We start from the raw sequence: 15,619 nt of genomic DNA, 5'->3' as shown, positions 1-15,619 counted from the left end.
GTCGACCTGGGCAGGTCAAACAACTGACAGACCAATGCGGTTGGATACTGCTCACTCAACTGGTCTGTCAGCGCATGCTTTTGAAGTCGTCCGACATTAAGAGAGCTGTAGCCTTTTTTAAGATATCTTTCTCCAGCTCCAGGCGTTTAATGCGCTTCTCGAGCTCTTGGATACGCTGTTGTTCTGGTGTCATGGCTTTGGCATCAGGTGTTATTCCCTGACGCTCTGCTTGTAGCTGTGCTACCCAGCGGCGCATTGCCGTCTCACCCACGCTCATCGCTGAACAGGCTTCCATTATCGAATAGCCCTGTTCTACCACTAATGCCGCTGCATCTCGTTTAAATTCCGGAGTGAAACTCCGACGTCCCATTGCCATTATTCACCTCATTTGATGGTTGGATTCTACCACCTAACTTGGTGTCTGGTTTTATTAGACCACTACACCTGCATAGCAGGCCAGCTAAAGCTGTTCTATAGCGTTCCATACGCTATAGTGCTCCTGAACTTTATGCGCTTCTGCCTTCCTGGGTGGTGTGCCGTAACTGTCCACCTGCGCATTCTGGCGTATAATAACAATTTGATTTTCAATAAGTTGTAAAGCAATAATCCAATTGCCGATAAATTTGGCAACTTTTTGAGAAAGGCGTTGCAAAGGGGACATCAGATTCCCGGCCTTTGTCTGTTCGGGGAATACAAGAGGAACCACATGTCGCAGCCGCAAAAGGGGATCTGTGCAGAGCCTAATCTGCATGCCTTATATCTGCTGTTTAACGTAACAGACGATGACACTCAAATGATTCGTAGCAAACTGGCCAAAATGTTGGATATCTTCGAACATTACGACGAAGAGCACTACGAGGCCATGGTGTCGGGAATGGTGGCGATAGGCAGTAATTACTGGAGCGATCTTTATTCCGGATTGATCCCGCGTGAACTATCGCCCTTCCCGGATTTAACTTGTGACGACCGTCACGCTCCTGTGGTGCCTTGCGACCTTTTTATCCAAATACGCGCAGATCGTGCCGATATCTGTCATGCCATTGGCGTGGAGGTCTATGAGCTATTGAAGGAACAGGCCGAGTTGGTGGAACAAACTAAAGGGTTTCGTTATCTGGATGGACGTGACCTGACCGGCTTTGTTGATGGTAGTACCAATCCCAAAGGCATGAAAAAACTCGCCGTTGCCATTGTAGGGGATGAAGACAGTGACTTTGCCGGTGGCAGTTATGTGCATGTGCAGCGCTACCGCCATGACCTGGACCGATGGAACCGGGTGAGTATTGCCCAGCAGGAAGTCATCATGGGGCGTACCAGGGAAGATGACGTGGAGTTTCCTTTGGAAGACCGGGTTGCTTACAGCCACAGCACTCGCACCAACTTAGTGGATACTTCGGGCCGACCCATTGAGATATTGCGTCAAAGCATGCCTTATGGCGATATGCAGAATCAGGGGCTGTTCTTTGTTTCCTGCTGCAAAAGCCCGAAACCTTTTATGCAAATTCAGCACAGCCGCATTTTTGGTGACCGTCAGGGCAATTATGATCGATTGCTGGACTACAGTGTACCTGAAACTGGTGCCGCATTTTTTGCCCCCTCAATTCAGTTTCTTAAACGCCAGGCATAGGTGTTGAGTTTGCACAAACTCCACGCCTGACAGAGAACAGGTTGTGGATGCATGTTAGGATGAACACATTCTGTAATTAAATTACATTTATTTGTGATTCCTTTGCCATTTTTGTGCTAAATTTCTGTTAAAAAGTTCTTTTTGGTAATAAAGTTACAGAAATTGCTTGGTTAATGCACTTTTCTTCAGTAGGATCTGCTTCGTTAGGTAATTAAATTTCACATTCAGACTTGTCGAGGTAGTAATGAAAAAGTTTGTATTTGCAGCAGTGGCTACAGTTATTAGTGCTCAGTCTTTCGCGTCAGAAGGCAATCTTCGCTTTGTTGCGGTTGACAACAGCCCGTTTTCATCTATCTGTGTGATTGCCGCAGAACAAGGTGTGGCAGCCGCCCGTAAGTCTGCACCTCGTGAGTTTAATCAGGATATCAAGTGCAATGGCCAGGCAATTAGCCAGTTTGCTCGCCAGTTCAGAGCCGACGCGCCAGTGCAGGCCAGTAACGTAGTTTATCAATTCGTTGTGGCAGACGAGCGTCCTGAATCTATGCTGTGCAAGCAGGCAGTGTCTGCTGGTGTGGAGTCATTGGGACTGACACGTCGCCAGATGGACGGCATATTTTGCAATGGCGTGCGTTTAACTTCTTTTGCAAAAGCCTACCAGGCTAACTAAGCAAACAGGCTTGTTGTCTGAAACGTCTGGTCTTTTTCAGGCTCTCTTTTGGGGGCCTTTATTTTTTAAGTAACCAGAGCACGCTCTTGATTCGGGAGCCGGGTCGTCGGATTTAAATCCGGCCCACTAAAGGTTCAACCCTCCTGAAAGTGACCACAATTCCTTAACCGCATTGGCTAATTAGAGAGCCTGACGCTGCTGGGAATACAGATAAAAAAGCAGCCCGGTTGGGCTGCTTTTTGGTAGTGGTCGAGCACTCAAGGTTTAACGCAGTTCTGCAATTTCCGCTAAAGGATGGCCGGTGGCTTTATCCGGGTAAGTGATAGACAGTAACGCTGACAAGGTTACTGCCAAGTCCTCAGGTGAAACCTGGCGGCTGCTGCTGTAAGGTTTGACTTTCCAACCGGTAAAAAACAGCGGCACATGGGTATCATATTTGTACGGCGAGCCATGTGTGGCGGCCGAGTACCCTTCGAACATACTGGAAGGTTCTTGCACTAACACCACATCTCCCGCTCTGCTTGGGACATAGGCGTTCTGCACTTTGCTGGCGATGGGATCGAAAGATAAATCTTCACTCATCAGTTGCTGGCGGGTAAACACTTTGGCCACGCCGGGCAACTTAGCCGCATGGGCAGCTACGGCCTTTTGTACGGCATGAATATCCAGATTTTTGTCGGCAATCAAGTCCAGATCAAGATACAAAAAAGGCATGGAGGTTTTGCGTACCAGTTTGCCTTCAATATCAAACTCCTTGGCTAACTGTTGATTGATAGCGTCGAACTGTTTACCCGTATTGCCACGGAATCCGGCAAAACCTATGCTTTTCTTATACTCTGGGATGGAATCCACGCCATGATCGGCTGACAATGCAATCAGTACATTTTTCAGGCCAACCTGCTTATCCAGAAAGCTGAAAAAATCCGCCAGAGTACGATCCAAATTCAGCAGGTTGTCTTCAGCTTCCAGGCTGTTAGGGCCAAACATATGCCCAACATAGTCATTCACCGAGAAGCTGACAGACAAATAATCCGTGATCTCATCCTTACCCATATCGGCCTGAATCACTAAGCGTTTGGCAAATTCGGCTGTCAGCTTGTCACCAAATGGCGTATAGGCCAGCATGCCGTAATAGTCTTTATCGGTTTCTGTCGGCATCTGATGTGGGAATCCCGACTTAAAACCTTTGGGGGGAATTTGAAAAGGTCGATTGCCGGCATTGTTGTGATACTGACCTTCATCCAGCATCATCGCCCAACTTTGACCGGCAAAACTGTCTTTCAGGCCTGATTGATTAAATTCTTCGGCGTAAACCGGCAACTGGTCGAAATAATAGTTGCTGGTGACGACGTTGCCGGTACCTTTGTCAAACCAAAAAGCTTTGCCAAAGTGCCCGCCCGTCAACACTGCGCCTCTGTCTTTGGTGGACACGGCAAATATTTTGGCCTTGCCGCTGCTGGCCTGGTAAAGCTCATCGGAAAAAGTGGATGCCATCAAATTGGCCGGCGAGGCACTGTATCCGTCTGCACCAAGCAACTGGGTATTTTTATCCGCAACGCAATAAACACTGTCAGCCGTGAGCCGGTCTGCCCAGCTGTTAGCCGGAATACCGTGTTGAGAGGGAAGTGCACCGGTGGCCAGGGTGGCATGACCCACTGCGGTAAGCGTGGTGGCATGACGGTAGTGCGCGTTTGTGTATAAGGCGCCATCATCAAGGAAACGCTTAAAACCCTTTTGATTGCGCTTATCCACAAAATTGCTTTGATACTTGTGCAGCAGATCGCCGCGCAATTGGTCTACCGTGATTTGTACTATCAACCTGGGCGCGTCTGCCAGCGCCGGCGCGCTGAAACAGGCGCACAGCGCCAGGATGCGTATCGCGTTGTTCATACTATCCTCTTGATTGTGTGGCGGCGCTCAGCGCCGCCCGGTTCTCAGATTACGCCGAGTTCGCGCAAGCGCTCGGTTAGATAACTGTCGGCAGTGTGCCGGTCAGACAACACCACATCGGGTCTGGGATGCAAAAACAGCGGCAGTGAAATTCTTGACCTGGACTGGTCCGCCCCCATGGGGTTAATGACCCGGTGGGTTGTAGAAGGGAAGTAGCCGCCAGATGCTTCCTGCAACATGTCGCCGATATTGACGATCAGATTGCCAAAGTCGCAAGGCACATCCAGCCATTCTCCCGTTTTACTTTTCACTTGCAGGCCCGGTTCATTGGCGGCCGGCAGTATGGTCAGCAAGTTGATATCCTCATGGGCCGCGGCACGGATAGCGCTGGGCTCTTCCCCGCCAGTCAATGGTGGATAGTGCAGCACCCTGAGCAGGGTCTTATCGCTGTTTTCAATCATACTGGACAGCGGCTGTGAATAGCGTGCTGATACCTCTGTCGGTGAGTGTTTCTCAACCCAGGACAGCAGAGTAGCAGCTAACGCATTGGCTGCCTGATAGTAATCGGCCAGTTGCTGACGCAGTGCGTCAGGGCAACGACCCCAAGGGTAATAATGGAAGTATTCCTTGATGTCTTTGACTTTATGCCCTTTGGCAGTTTCCGATACTGAAGGAGGAAAATAGCCATCCTGGGTGTCTTTTTTAAACAAATATTGCTGTTTTTCTTCACCATCGAAGAAGGCTTGCCAGTTTTTGTAGATGGCATCCACCATGGCCTGTTGTATGGGGTGATTCTTCAGTACCCCAAACCCGGTTTGGTGAAGTGATTCCACAAAAAGCTGCTGTGCATTGTCAGCATGAAAGTCAACGGCGACTAGTTTCATTATGTTACCTGTCTTAGCAATATTCAGAGGAAAAGGAAAAACCCGGCAATGGCCGCACTCATCAGGTTGGCCAATGTGGCTGCCAGTACGGCACGCAGGCCCAGTTGGGCAATATCATGGCGGCGACAAGGTGCCATGCCGCCCAGCCCACCTAACAGTATGGCGATGGAGCTGAAGTTAGCAAAACCACACAGCGCGAAGGTGACAATGGCCTGACTATGCTCAGACAACTGCGCTCTTTGATTGATAAAGTCGGCGTAGGCGTAGAACTCGTTGATAACGACTTTCTGGCCGATAAAGCTGCCAGCCAATTGCGCATCTTCCCAGGGCACGCCAATAATAAAGGCCAGGGGTTGGAACAGATAACCCAGAATAACTTGCAGGGTCAGATCGCCTGCGCCAAAGAAGCTGCCCGCCCAACCGATTATGCCATTTAACAGAGCAATCAGAGCGACGAAGGCCAGTAGCATGGCGCCCACATTAAGCGCCAACTGCAATCCGCTGGCGGCACCGGCAGCTGCTGCGTCAATAACGTTGACATTTTTTTCTTCTGCCTGACTGAGATCGGTCAGATCATTTTTCGGTGTTTCGGTTTCCGGCAGAATCAGTTTAGCCATCATCAGGCCACCTGGAGCTGCCATAAAGCAAGCCGCTATCAGGTACTTAAGTTCAACACCCAGACCGGCGTATCCGGCCAGAATTGAGCCAGCCACCGATGCCAGACCACCCACCATTACGGCAAACAGCTCTGAGCGGGTCATGGTGGGAATAAAGGGTTTGACGACCAGTGGCGCTTCGGTCTGACCAACAAATATATTGGCGGTAGCAGACATGGCTTCCGGGCGACTAACCTGCAGCAACCGCTGGATGGCACCGCCAATCAGGCGAATCACCCAGCCCATAATGCCTAAGTAGTAGAGTACGGCAATAAAAGAGGAGAAAAACACGATAACCGGCAAAACATGCACTACGAAAATAAAGCCCATTTTCATCCGGCCTAAATCGCCAAACAGAAAGTCGATGCCCTGCGAGGCGTAGCCAATAATCTGTGAAACCGTATTGGACACAGACAACAGCATGTCTTTGCCAAAGGGCACATAGAGCACCAGCGCCCCCAGGCCAATTTGCAGGGCAAAAGCGCCCAGCACTGTTCGCCAGCGAATGGCCTTGCGATTGGTGGAGACCAGATAACCGAGGCCAAGTAGCAGCAGAATTCCAAGCAGACTAATCATAGGGTGCCAATTCCTTTGTTGTTATTATTTGAGTACTTGTTGAATATGCGATTTCAGGACATCCAGCGCGATGCGGTTTTTGCCACCCTGGGTAACAATCACATCCGCGGTAAAACGGCTGGGCGCGACAAATTTGTGATACATAGGCTTAACGGTATTTTCATACTGTTCACTGATGCATTGCAATGAACGCCCCCGTTCCTGCACGTCGCGGTTAATGCGTCGCAGCAGGCAAATATCCAGTGGGGTATCGATAAAAACCTTCAAATCAAAATAGGGCAGTAGTTCCGGACTGGCCAGTAACATAATGCCTTCCACAATGATCACAGAAGCGGGCGTGATGGGCTGGCTTTGCGATAAGCGAGTGTGGGTCTTAAAGCAGTATTCCGGATACTCTATGGTTTCACCGGCCTTTAATTGCGCCAGGTGTTTTTCCAGTAACTCATGCTCAAAGGCTTGCGGATGGTCATAATTGGTTTGCAGCCGCTCTTCCATGCTCAGATGAGTCTGATCACGATAATAGTGATCTTCACACAGCACACGGATATCCATTCCTTCATCAAGTATTTCGGCTATCAGGGTTTTGGTAAAAAGAGATTTCCCAGAGCCTGAGCCACCGGAAATGGCGATAATTCGCGTATTAGACATGTTAAGGAATAGTGAGCAACGACAGGTCCGGCAAGAGTACCAGCGATGGGAAAAAAAGCCAGAGACTGGCTGAATTATGTACAGAATTAGCTTTACGTAAAGAAATTACTTACCAATAATTTCTAATGTTTCAGCCTGCAACTGTTCCAGGGCATAGTTGTGCAACTTAGAACGTGACCCCTCTCCCTGTGCTTTTGGGGGATAGAAAGCGGCCTTAAATTCCGGACAATCACGAAATACATCATCCAGCGCGGCGCGAATTTCACTGAGCATTTTGTCCAGATTGCTGCTGAAATCTGGCCGTTTACGTATGGTATGGCCTAACTCAATCAACCGATAGAAATAGCGATTGGCCAGTTCCAATAATTCTTCGGGGATATTCTTGTTGTGGTTAAGTGCGGCATTTTCATGCTGCAGGCAATATTCAAGCAAGGCCACATAAAAGCAAAATGGCTTATTCGACAGCTGTATCTGTCGGTTATCTACGCTGTTGCTCAGCGTGCGCTCCTGCAAATTAACGATAAGTCTGGGCAACGCAGGTTCACTGGGGCTTTCGCCTGGCTCTAGCTGCTCGTCGGTGGTTTCTCTGCGCGAACTGCTGATCAGAAGGGTGAAAAGCAGGGCCGCCAATAAAGGAAAGATGGAAAATGCTTTGGCTAATGGAAAGTGCTGAACCCCCAACTGCAACGTCAGGGTTTGCCCCGGGATCTGCAGTTTGTGCTGCTGAATGATGCCGTCAAATTCTGGTTTGGACTGAGAAGCCGATATGCCTTGCAAGGCAAGCACTCGGATGGAATACCCCTTTAGTAATGATAACTCATTGAGTTTACTCAAATATTGGCGTACTGATTCCTCGTCTGCGACATTATTCATGACATCGTTAGGCAATCTGAGCCAGGGGAGATCCAAGGCGATGCGTTTTTCCAGCGCCAATGCCAGCGTTCCAGCCTGTTGGTAATGGGCCTGACGAGCGGCAAAAAAGTAAACCATCTGCAATACCAGTAAACTACCGATAAACAACAAGGCTGGGGTAATACGCGGATCTAATCTCATTGAGGTTGTACCTGGCAATCTGGCTCCGGGCTCAAGCGACTGAAATAGCTGGAGTTTTGCTCCTTTGCAATATGGATTAAAGTGCGCTGCACGGCGCAGAATAAATCGATATTGTTGGTTTCCATCTTCAGATACCACTTGCTGCCACTGACTTGCTGCTCAATCGGCGTGATATAGTTACGTGACAAAATGTTTTCGTCACTGTCCTGCCAATAGGAGGAAATAATATCCACTTTGCCGCTGGTCAGCATATTTCTCAGTTCGGTATGGGAATTGGCATAACTGATTTGCAGGTTATCCAGGCTCAGCCCGAGCTCTTTAAATAATCGAATGGGAATCAGATGCCCTGATCTGCTGGTAGGGTAATCCAATAAGCCGATGCGCTTGCCCAGTAAGTAAGCCTTATCTAACAAAGGTTTTTCACGGGTGGAAATTAAATAAGCAGAATAGTCAGGGTAGGCTGCGACCACCCGGTAGCCATAAGTAGATTCCCCCTTTACCGCTTCCATCAGGTTCTCTTTAACCAAGGCTAAATCGGCAATGCCCTTGCCTACATATTGCAGGACCTGGTCTTCGCTATGATTCCAGACGGCTTTCACCTGGCCGTATTGTTTGACCACCACTGGGTCCTGGCACAGCGCAGCGGACAAGTTCTTAGCCAGGTACTCGGCGTTGATAAAAACCACTAATGTGGCACTTAAGTTGTCACCATGGGTGCTGCATTCGGAAAATTGTTCAATAACGGGCGGGAATTCTGCCGTTGCACTATCGATATTTTCATTGCCAATCAACCACATAAGTACGATTAACAACACCGCAATGGTCGCTATACTGATTTTCGACAGCTTCAAACCCGATAACATCATGAAATCAGAGAACTCCGATGAGTAAGGCTATACATTTCACCAGTTAATCTTACTTGTTTCAATGGGTAAAATTATTTAAAAGGCATAACTTGTTGATTTAAAACATATATGAACAAGAAGTTATGAATCTTTATGAAGCCTTCCTATTTTAACCAGAGAAAGGACAATTTCTTCCGGAAATCTGAAGCGTCGGATAATTTTTGTTCAGTTTGGGTTGCCGGAAATTTGACTTTTCCGCAGCAGCGACTACTACAACAAAGTTGTCATAATCGCCTCTTAAACTGTGAATTGCACACAACAAACCTTAGGAAAACACAATGTTCACTAAATCCAAGCTCAATCGCGTTGCGTTAGCTGTGGCTCTGTCAGTGGGGATGTCCGCCGGAGCAATGGCTCAGGAAACATCTTCTGGTATTACCGGGAAGGTCGTTGGACCTAAAGGTAATCCTGCTCCAGGTACAGTTATTACCATTACGCATATTCCTTCTGGTACAGTGAAAACGGCCGTTGTAAATGACGCTGGTCAATTCACTGCCAAAGGTCTGCGTGTTGGCGGTCCTTATTCCATCACTGTGGACTCTGACAAGTTTCAGGATACGTCAGTGACTGACGTCTATCTGACATTAGGTGAACCTTTGCCTTTGAACGTGACGCTGGAACAGGAGCAATCTGTTGAGCGTATTGCTGTCACAGCATCTAAACTGAGCAGCATTGAGTTTGGTAACACCAGTCCGGGCTCTACTTTCAGCTTGTCGGATCTGGAACAGGCTGCATCTGCGGATCGTGACATTAAAGATTTGGTGCGTATTGACCCGCGTATCAGCATCTCCGAAGACAATGGTTCTGAATCCATTATTTGTGGCGGTAGTCACCCGCGTTTCAGCAGCCTGACCGTTGACGGCGTGCGCATGAACGACAGTTTTGGTTTGAATTACAACGGCTATCCTACTACACGTATGCCGTTCTCATTTGACGCCATAGACCAGGTTGCCGTTGAAATCGCACCCTTTGATGTGCAGTACGGTGGTTTTACCGGCTGTAACGTTAATGCGGTCACTAAATCTGGTACAAATGAAATACACGGAAGTGTGTTTTATGACTTCACCAGTGATTCTCTGACCGGTGATGAAGTTGAAGACGAAAAAGTAGACCTGGGCGACTTTACGGTTAAGCGCTACGGTTTCAATGTTGGTGCACCGCTGATTGAAGATACGCTGTTCTTCTTCGCATCTTATGAGAAGTTGGAAGGGGCTCAGATTTTCAGTTACGAAGCCCTGCAAACCGGCTCTGTAACGATGGACGAAGTTAACCGCGCAATTCAGATTTCCAAAGATGTGTATGGTTATGATGCCGGTGGTCTTCCTGCGTCCGCACCTGTGGAAGATGAGAAGATCCTGGTTAAATTGGATTGGAACATCAATGCCGAACACCGTGCCTCTTTGGTGTACAACTACAATGATGGTTACGAAATCGATCAGTCTGATGACAGCAGCCAAAACCTGACATTGTCAAACCACTTCTATAAGAAAGGTGCGACACTGGATGCAGTGGTAATGTCATTGTATTCAGACTGGACAGACAATTTCTCCACAGAAGTGCGTATCGGGCACACCAAGCTGGATAACGAGCAGCGTTCCACTGATGCAGACAGCGGCTTTGGTGAAATTCAGATCAGCTCACTGGAAAACGGCGGAACCATTTTTATCGGTCCGGATGACTCTCGTCAGTCTAACGACCTGGACTGGGAAAACACGACGTTCAAAGTTGCTGGTACATACTACCTGGATGAGCACACCATCACTGGTGGTTATGAGCAGGAAAATCTGGATATCTTTAACCTGTTTATGCAGCACACCATTGGTGAGTACCGTTTTGGTGGCGACAGAAACCGCAACACCAACGGTGGCGCCAGCGGCCTGGATGATTATGAGTTAGGTATCGCTGACGACGTTTACTACAATAACTCCGCCGGCACCAATAATCCGAATGATGCAGCAGCTTCTTTCTCCTATTCTACGCATGCTGCCTATATTCAGGACAAATGGACTCTGGATGATGTGACGCTGATCTTTGGTTTGCGTTATGACTGGATTTCCAGCAGCGATAAGCCTAAGCACAATGCGCTGTTTGAAGAACGTTACAACATGACCAATCAGGCGAGCTTCGATGGTAAAGACTTGCTGCAGCCTCGTTTTGGCTTTAACTGGGCCGTTGACGACAGCCTGGAAGTACGTGGTGGTATTGGTCTGTATTCAGGCGGCAACCCTAACGTATGGTTGTCTAACAGCTACTCCAACGATGGTGTAACCAATATTGATGCCTACCGCCCTGATATTAATATCCTAGATGCTGAGAAGATTGGTGACGGGCGCGCGGTGTTTGATCCAATCAAGTCAATGTATGATCAGGTCACGGCCAATAACCCAGCCCTGGGTGAAGAGCCATCAACCAACGCAGTTGACCCTGATTTTGATATGCCGTCTGAGTGGAAATACAACATTGGTGTCACCTACGCCACTGAAGATGATTATATCTTCTCTGCCGATTTCCTTTACACCAAGAAGCAAGACTCAGCCACTATTGTTGATTTGAGCAGCTTCGATACTGGTAATGACACCATTGACGGTCGTCCTATCTATGACAAGAAGGTACTGGCTACAGTTGACGGACGTGAGATCACTCGTAACTCTCGTTACAGCGACTTGCTGCTAACCAATGCACCTAAAGACGGTAGCTCTACCACTATCTCTTTGGCGGTGAAAAAAGAGTACGATTTTGGTCTGGATTTCCAACTGGGTTACGCTTACAACAAGTCAGAAGACTACAACCCAATGACAAGTTCCGTGGCGTATTCTAACTTCACCAACATCGCAGTTGCGGATCAGAATGACCCGGGTGTGGCGACTTCAAACTATGAAATCCCTCATAACTTTACATTGAGTGTGCGCTATACCGCTGAGTTCTTCGACGGTTACGATACAACTATCTCTTTGTTTGGTAACAGAAAAGCAGGTCGTAACTTCTCTTACACCTTTGATAACTTCGAGCCAGGTGCAGATTTGGCCGATTATCGCTCACTGTTGTATGTGCCAACCGTTGATCAATATGGTACTGATGTCACTTTCGCGTCTGCCGATGTACAGGCTGAATTTGATTCATTCGTTGAACAGGCTGGTCTTGAGAAGTACCGTGGACAGATCGTACCTCGTAATGCTGGCGAGTCCAGCTGGTACACCAGGTTCGACCTGCGTTTCGACCAGGAACTGCCTGCGTTCACTGCTGACCACCGTGCAAATGCCTTCCTGGTGATCAAGAATGTTGGCAACCTGCTTAACAGTGACTGGGGTATTCAGCGTCGCGGTCCGTTCAATGCTGCTTCTGTCGTCGATGCAGAAATGAACGATGATGGTACTTACACTATCAACGGCGTTAACCCTGAGAACGCGGCAGAGTCTGTATACAATCCAGGCTCTCTGTGGGAAGTGCGTTTGGGCGTGAAATATAGCTTCTAAGCTGATATAACGCTGAAACAAAGCCGGCCTTGTGCCGGCTTTTTCAGTAACAAAGCATGGCAGAAAACAACGCTCTGCCGTGACATCGCCGACGGAATTGATAACAATGATTAAACGCCTTCTACCTCTGTTACTTATGTTCGCAGCCAGCCAAACTTTGGCAGATATCCGCATCGCTACCTTCAACGTCAGTATGGAAGCCGACAACTATGTTGAGCGTGGTCAGCCTGTTACTGGGCAGGAATTGTTTGAGTTACTGAAAGGTGGCGAACACAAGCAGATTCGCAACACCGCCGAAATTATTCAGCGGGTCAGACCGGATATTATTCTGCTCAATGAATTTGACTATGACGCAGATGCCGAAAAGGGGCCGCTGGCATTTATTCGCCAATATCTGAACAAGAGTCAACAGGGGGCGCAAGCCATTGATTATCCTTATTACTTTCTGGCTCCGGTCAATACCGGCGTAGACTCCGGCGTGGACTTAAGCGGGGATGGCGTCGCATCTGGCAGCGAAGATGATGCTTTTGGATATGGTAAGTATCCTGGCCAGTATGGCATGCTGGTACTTAGCCGCTTTCCTATCGACAAGGCCAATGTACGCACTTTCCAGCGCTTCTTATGGAAAGACATGCCTGGCAATCTGATGGCGTCTGTGGTGAAACCAAATGGTCAACCCTGGTACTCACCAGAAGCGCAGAATGTGTTGAGGCTATCCTCTAAGTCTCACTGGGATATTCCGGTGCAGGTGAACGGTAGAACGATACATGTACTGGCCAGTCACCCTACGCCACCTGTATTTGATGGCCCCGAGGACAGAAACGGTAAACGTAACCACGATGAGGTGCGTTTCTGGGTGGATTATTTATCCGGCGGTACTCAGGCCTCCTATATCTATGACGATCAAGGTAACAAGGGGGGCTTTAAAGGCGGCAACTTTGTGGTGCTGGGAGACCTGAATTCATCCATGGCCGAAGGTGATTCGTTGCGCGATGCCATTGTTGGCCTGATTACTCATGACAAGGTCAATGGTCAGTTCGTTCCCCGCAGTGCTGGTGGTAAAGCACATAGCCCTGACAATCCGCTTGGCGCTACCCACACCGCTGGATGGCGTATGCGCGCCGACTATGTACTGCCTTCTGAAGCAGGCTGGGACATTGTTGATGGTGGCGTATTCTGGCCTGCCAAAGAGGATGCGCTTTATCGCTTGGTTAAAGATCGTAAGAGTTCTTCCGATCATCGTATGGTTTGGCTGGAATTGGCATTTAAGTAAGTGCTGAATCTGTATTGACTGGATAAACCCGACAATATTCACCGCAGAGGCGCCGAGTTCGCAGGGTTTCTCAAAATAGATAGATGAATTCTTTCTGCTTTTCTCTGTGTTCTCAGCGACTCTGCGGTGGCAATCATTGTTGCAGGAGACTTGGTTTAGCGCGTGGTTGTTGAATACGCTCTAATCACTATCAAACGTTTTCGAACAGTGCCTCAACCCGCTTCAGGGTGTCATCGATACGAGTGACGTCGGCCGGGGCAATAAATATAGTGTCATCACCGGCAATAGTACCTAGTACACCATCGGCCTGGCTCAATGAATCCAGCAGTCTGGCAATTAACTGTGCAGCCCCCGGACTGGTGCGGATAATCACCATCACATTGTTGTGTACGATATCCAGCACTAATTGCTTAAGCGGGCTCTTGGCCGTGGGCATACCCAGTTCCGGCGGTAAACAATAGACCATTTCACCCAGCGCATTGCGGGTACGCACCGCGCCAAACTTACTGAGCATGCGGGACACCTTCGACTGACTGATATTATCAAAGCCCTGTTCCTTCAGCGCTTCGACGATCTCGCCTTGCGAACCAAAGTTTTCGGTTTTGAGTATTTCCTTAAAGGATTTAATCAGTTCTTCTTGTTTACCTGCCATTGCCATCCCGCTTTTTTACACTGCTATCAATTCAAGCCGTTACTTTACCTGCCAGACCTGACGAATCAATGTTTTTTATACCTTGGTCTTATTCCGCTAAACTTGCTGATGAATTAGAGTCGATTTGCAGGCAGCTTGCTAAGCCCCCGGCCACAAAGTAGACTCTGCCCCCAATGTTTTCCGCAATCCGGCTCAAATGTCAGATCTGGCCATTTCCCGGGTTGTCAGTGGCTAAGTAGCCTAACATTTTTCACAGACTGCGCTGTCAGTCGAAAACGTTACTCACATTCACAGGAGATAAACATGAAAGTAGCCGTATTAGGTGCTGCCGGCGGTATCGGCCAGGCATTGTCACTGTTGCTCAAAACTCAGTTGCCTGCCGGCTCTGAATTGTCTTTATATGACGTTGCCCCTGTGGTACCCGGCGTGGCCGTGGACCTGAGCCATATTCCTACCGATGTGAAAGTTAAAGGGTTTGGCAAGGATGACCTGAATACCGCACTGCAAGGCTGTGACATCGTCTTGATCCCTGCCGGTGTACCGCGCAAGCCGGGCATGGATCGTTCAGACCTGTTCAATATCAATGCCGGTATCGTGCGTAATCTGGTGGATGCCATTGCTGACACTTGCCCAAAAGCCTGCATCGGTATTATCACTAACCCGGTTAACACCACTGTGGCCATTGCTGCTGAAGCGTTGAAAGCCAAAGGCGTATATGACAAAAACAAATTATTCGGTGTGACGACCCTGGATGTTATTCGCGCCGAAACTTTTGTTGCTGAATTGAAGGGTCTGAATCCTGCCAATGTGCATGTGCCTGTAATCGGTGGCCACTCTGGCACCACTATCCTGCCATTGCTGTCTCAGGTTGAAGGTGTGGAGTTCAGTGACGAGGAAGTGGCCAGCCTGACGCATCGTATTCAGAATGCCGGTACCGAAGTGGTGGAAGCCAAGGCCGGTGGCGGCAGTGCAACATTGTCCATGGGGCAGGCTGCAGCGCGTTTCTGTTTGTCATTGGTGGCGGCCATGCGTGGCGAAAATGTGGTGGAATACACTTATGTTGAAACCAACAGTGATGATGCCCGCTTCTTTGCCCACCCTGTGCGCCTGAGCGCCAATGGTGTGGAAGAAATTCTGTCTTACGGCAAACTGAGCGCATTTGAGCAAAAAGCCAAAGAAGATATGCTGGGTGGCCTTCGCGGTGATATTCAACTGGGCGAAGACTTCGTCAATAAAGCCTGATAGCTGATTCAGCTATACCGCTAAAACCGGCCTGAATGGCCGGTTTTTTGTTTGAGGCAGTTGCTGATTAGTTGCG

13 protein-coding genes and 1 pseudogene are annotated in these 15,619 nt (G+C 48.7%); 5 read left to right on the top strand and 9 right to left on the bottom strand.

Features of this window, described 5'->3' with window-relative positions; translation table 11 throughout:
• Together CSR04_RS17125 and CSR04_RS17120 are read right to left on the bottom strand one after the other, a co-directional pair.
• Nucleotides 1-376, bottom strand: a pseudogene (locus tag CSR04_RS17125) (transposase); the annotation flags it as partial.
• A gap of 84 nt (nt 377-460) precedes the next feature.
• Entirely contained in the window at nt 461-661 is a 201-nt protein-coding gene (locus tag CSR04_RS17120) for a hypothetical protein (protein ID WP_102797530.1), read from the bottom strand.
• 45 nt (nt 662-706) lie between these two features.
• Here CSR04_RS17120 and CSR04_RS17115 point away from each other — a divergent pair, with 45 nt between their 5' ends.
• Together CSR04_RS17115 and CSR04_RS17110 are read left to right on the top strand one after the other, a co-directional pair.
• Nucleotides 707-1,624, top strand: coding sequence for a Dyp-type peroxidase (locus tag CSR04_RS17115; protein WP_102797529.1), 918 nt, complete (start codon nt 707-709; stop codon nt 1,622-1,624).
• A gap of 244 nt (nt 1,625-1,868) precedes the next feature.
• Complete coding sequence (locus CSR04_RS17110) at nt 1,869-2,291, top strand: hypothetical protein (protein ID WP_102797528.1); 423 nt, start codon at nt 1,869-1,871, stop codon at nt 2,289-2,291.
• A gap of 264 nt (nt 2,292-2,555) precedes the next feature.
• Here the strand turns inward: CSR04_RS17110 and CSR04_RS17105 are convergent, their stop codons facing one another.
• The 6 genes from CSR04_RS17105 to CSR04_RS17080 form a co-directional block, all read right to left on the bottom strand.
• Nucleotides 2,556-4,181, bottom strand: coding sequence for an alkaline phosphatase family protein (locus CSR04_RS17105; protein ID WP_102797527.1), 1,626 nt, complete (start codon nt 4,179-4,181; stop codon nt 2,556-2,558).
• Nucleotides 4,182-4,225: 44 nt separating this feature from the next.
• The gene (locus tag CSR04_RS17100; RefSeq protein WP_102797526.1) at nt 4,226-5,065 is read right to left on the bottom strand and encodes a 2OG-Fe(II) oxygenase family protein; all 840 of its coding nucleotides are present in this window, start codon (nt 5,063-5,065) and stop codon (nt 4,226-4,228) included.
• A 23-nt stretch (nt 5,066-5,088) separates the two neighbouring features.
• Nucleotides 5,089-6,297, bottom strand: coding sequence for a NupC/NupG family nucleoside CNT transporter (locus CSR04_RS17095; protein WP_102797525.1), 1,209 nt, complete (start codon nt 6,295-6,297; stop codon nt 5,089-5,091).
• 24 nt (nt 6,298-6,321) lie between these two features.
• Complete coding sequence (udk, locus tag CSR04_RS17090) at nt 6,322-6,945, bottom strand: uridine kinase (RefSeq protein ID WP_102797524.1); 624 nt, start codon at nt 6,943-6,945, stop codon at nt 6,322-6,324.
• 105 nt (nt 6,946-7,050) lie between these two features.
• Nucleotides 7,051-7,998 (bottom strand): hypothetical protein, encoded by a 948-nt coding sequence (locus CSR04_RS17085; protein WP_102797523.1) that lies wholly within the window; start codon nt 7,996-7,998, stop codon nt 7,051-7,053.
• Complete coding sequence (locus CSR04_RS17080; RefSeq protein ID WP_102797522.1) at nt 7,995-8,864, bottom strand: substrate-binding domain-containing protein; 870 nt, start codon at nt 8,862-8,864, stop codon at nt 7,995-7,997. The genes CSR04_RS17085 and CSR04_RS17080 overlap by 4 nt, the downstream gene beginning before the upstream one ends.
• 317 nt (nt 8,865-9,181) lie before the next feature.
• On the opposite strand from CSR04_RS17080, the gene CSR04_RS17075 reads away from it, so the two are divergent.
• Together CSR04_RS17075 and CSR04_RS17070 are read left to right on the top strand one after the other, a co-directional pair.
• Nucleotides 9,182-12,376 carry a TonB-dependent receptor gene (locus CSR04_RS17075; RefSeq protein ID WP_102797521.1) on the top strand — a complete coding sequence of 1,065 codons (3,195 nt, stop codon included), beginning with the start codon at nt 9,182-9,184 and terminating at the stop codon, nt 12,374-12,376.
• Between the two features lie 106 nt (nt 12,377-12,482).
• Complete coding sequence (locus CSR04_RS17070) at nt 12,483-13,649, top strand: endonuclease/exonuclease/phosphatase family protein (RefSeq protein WP_245921703.1); 1,167 nt, start codon at nt 12,483-12,485, stop codon at nt 13,647-13,649.
• Between the two features lie 190 nt (nt 13,650-13,839).
• Here CSR04_RS17070 and argR read toward each other — a convergent pair whose 3' ends face one another.
• Nucleotides 13,840-14,307: a transcriptional regulator ArgR gene (argR, locus tag CSR04_RS17065; protein ID WP_102797520.1), complete on the bottom strand. Its 468-nt coding sequence runs from the start codon at nt 14,305-14,307 to the stop codon at nt 13,840-13,842.
• A 297-nt stretch (nt 14,308-14,604) separates the two neighbouring features.
• Here argR and mdh point away from each other — a divergent pair, with 297 nt between their 5' ends.
• On the top strand, nt 14,605-15,543 hold the full coding sequence (mdh, locus tag CSR04_RS17060) for a malate dehydrogenase (RefSeq protein ID WP_102797519.1): 939 nt from the start codon (nt 14,605-14,607) through the stop codon (nt 15,541-15,543).
• Nucleotides 15,544-15,619 lie beyond the last annotated feature (76 nt).

Source organism: Bowmanella denitrificans (assembly GCF_002887595.1).
Taxonomy (GTDB): domain Bacteria; phylum Pseudomonadota; class Gammaproteobacteria; order Enterobacterales; family Alteromonadaceae; genus Bowmanella; species Bowmanella denitrificans.
Note: the sequence above shows the minus strand (reverse complement) of the source record. Positions and strands in the feature narration are given on the sequence as shown.

Bases quoted from the DNA above. Each gene is read 5' to 3' on its own strand.
- udk (WP_102797524.1), bottom strand. From the start codon at position 6,945: ATGTCTAATACGCGAATTATCGCCATTTCCGGTGGCTCAGGCTCTGGG.
- CSR04_RS17085 (WP_102797523.1), bottom strand. From the start codon at position 7,998: ATGAGATTAGATCCGCGTATTACCCCAGCCTTGTTGTTTATCGGTAGT.
- CSR04_RS17080 (WP_102797522.1), bottom strand. From the start codon at position 8,864: ATGATGTTATCGGGTTTGAAGCTGTCGAAAATCAGTATAGCGACCATT.
- CSR04_RS17070 (WP_245921703.1), top strand. From the start codon at position 12,483: ATGATTAAACGCCTTCTACCTCTGTTACTTATGTTCGCAGCCAGCCAA.
- mdh (WP_102797519.1), top strand. From the start codon at position 14,605: ATGAAAGTAGCCGTATTAGGTGCTGCCGGCGGTATCGGCCAGGCATTG.
- CSR04_RS17120 (WP_102797530.1), bottom strand. From the start codon at position 661: ATGTCCCCTTTGCAACGCCTTTCTCAAAAAGTTGCCAAATTTATCGGC.
- CSR04_RS17095 (WP_102797525.1), bottom strand. From the start codon at position 6,297: ATGATTAGTCTGCTTGGAATTCTGCTGCTACTTGGCCTCGGTTATCTG.
- CSR04_RS17105 (WP_102797527.1), bottom strand. From the start codon at position 4,181: ATGAACAACGCGATACGCATCCTGGCGCTGTGCGCCTGTTTCAGCGCG.
- CSR04_RS17100 (WP_102797526.1), bottom strand. From the start codon at position 5,065: ATGAAACTAGTCGCCGTTGACTTTCATGCTGACAATGCACAGCAGCTT.
- CSR04_RS17115 (WP_102797529.1), top strand. From the start codon at position 707: ATGTCGCAGCCGCAAAAGGGGATCTGTGCAGAGCCTAATCTGCATGCC.
- argR (WP_102797520.1), bottom strand. From the start codon at position 14,307: ATGGCAATGGCAGGTAAACAAGAAGAACTGATTAAATCCTTTAAGGAA.
- CSR04_RS17075 (WP_102797521.1), top strand. From the start codon at position 9,182: ATGTTCACTAAATCCAAGCTCAATCGCGTTGCGTTAGCTGTGGCTCTG.
- CSR04_RS17110 (WP_102797528.1), top strand. From the start codon at position 1,869: ATGAAAAAGTTTGTATTTGCAGCAGTGGCTACAGTTATTAGTGCTCAG.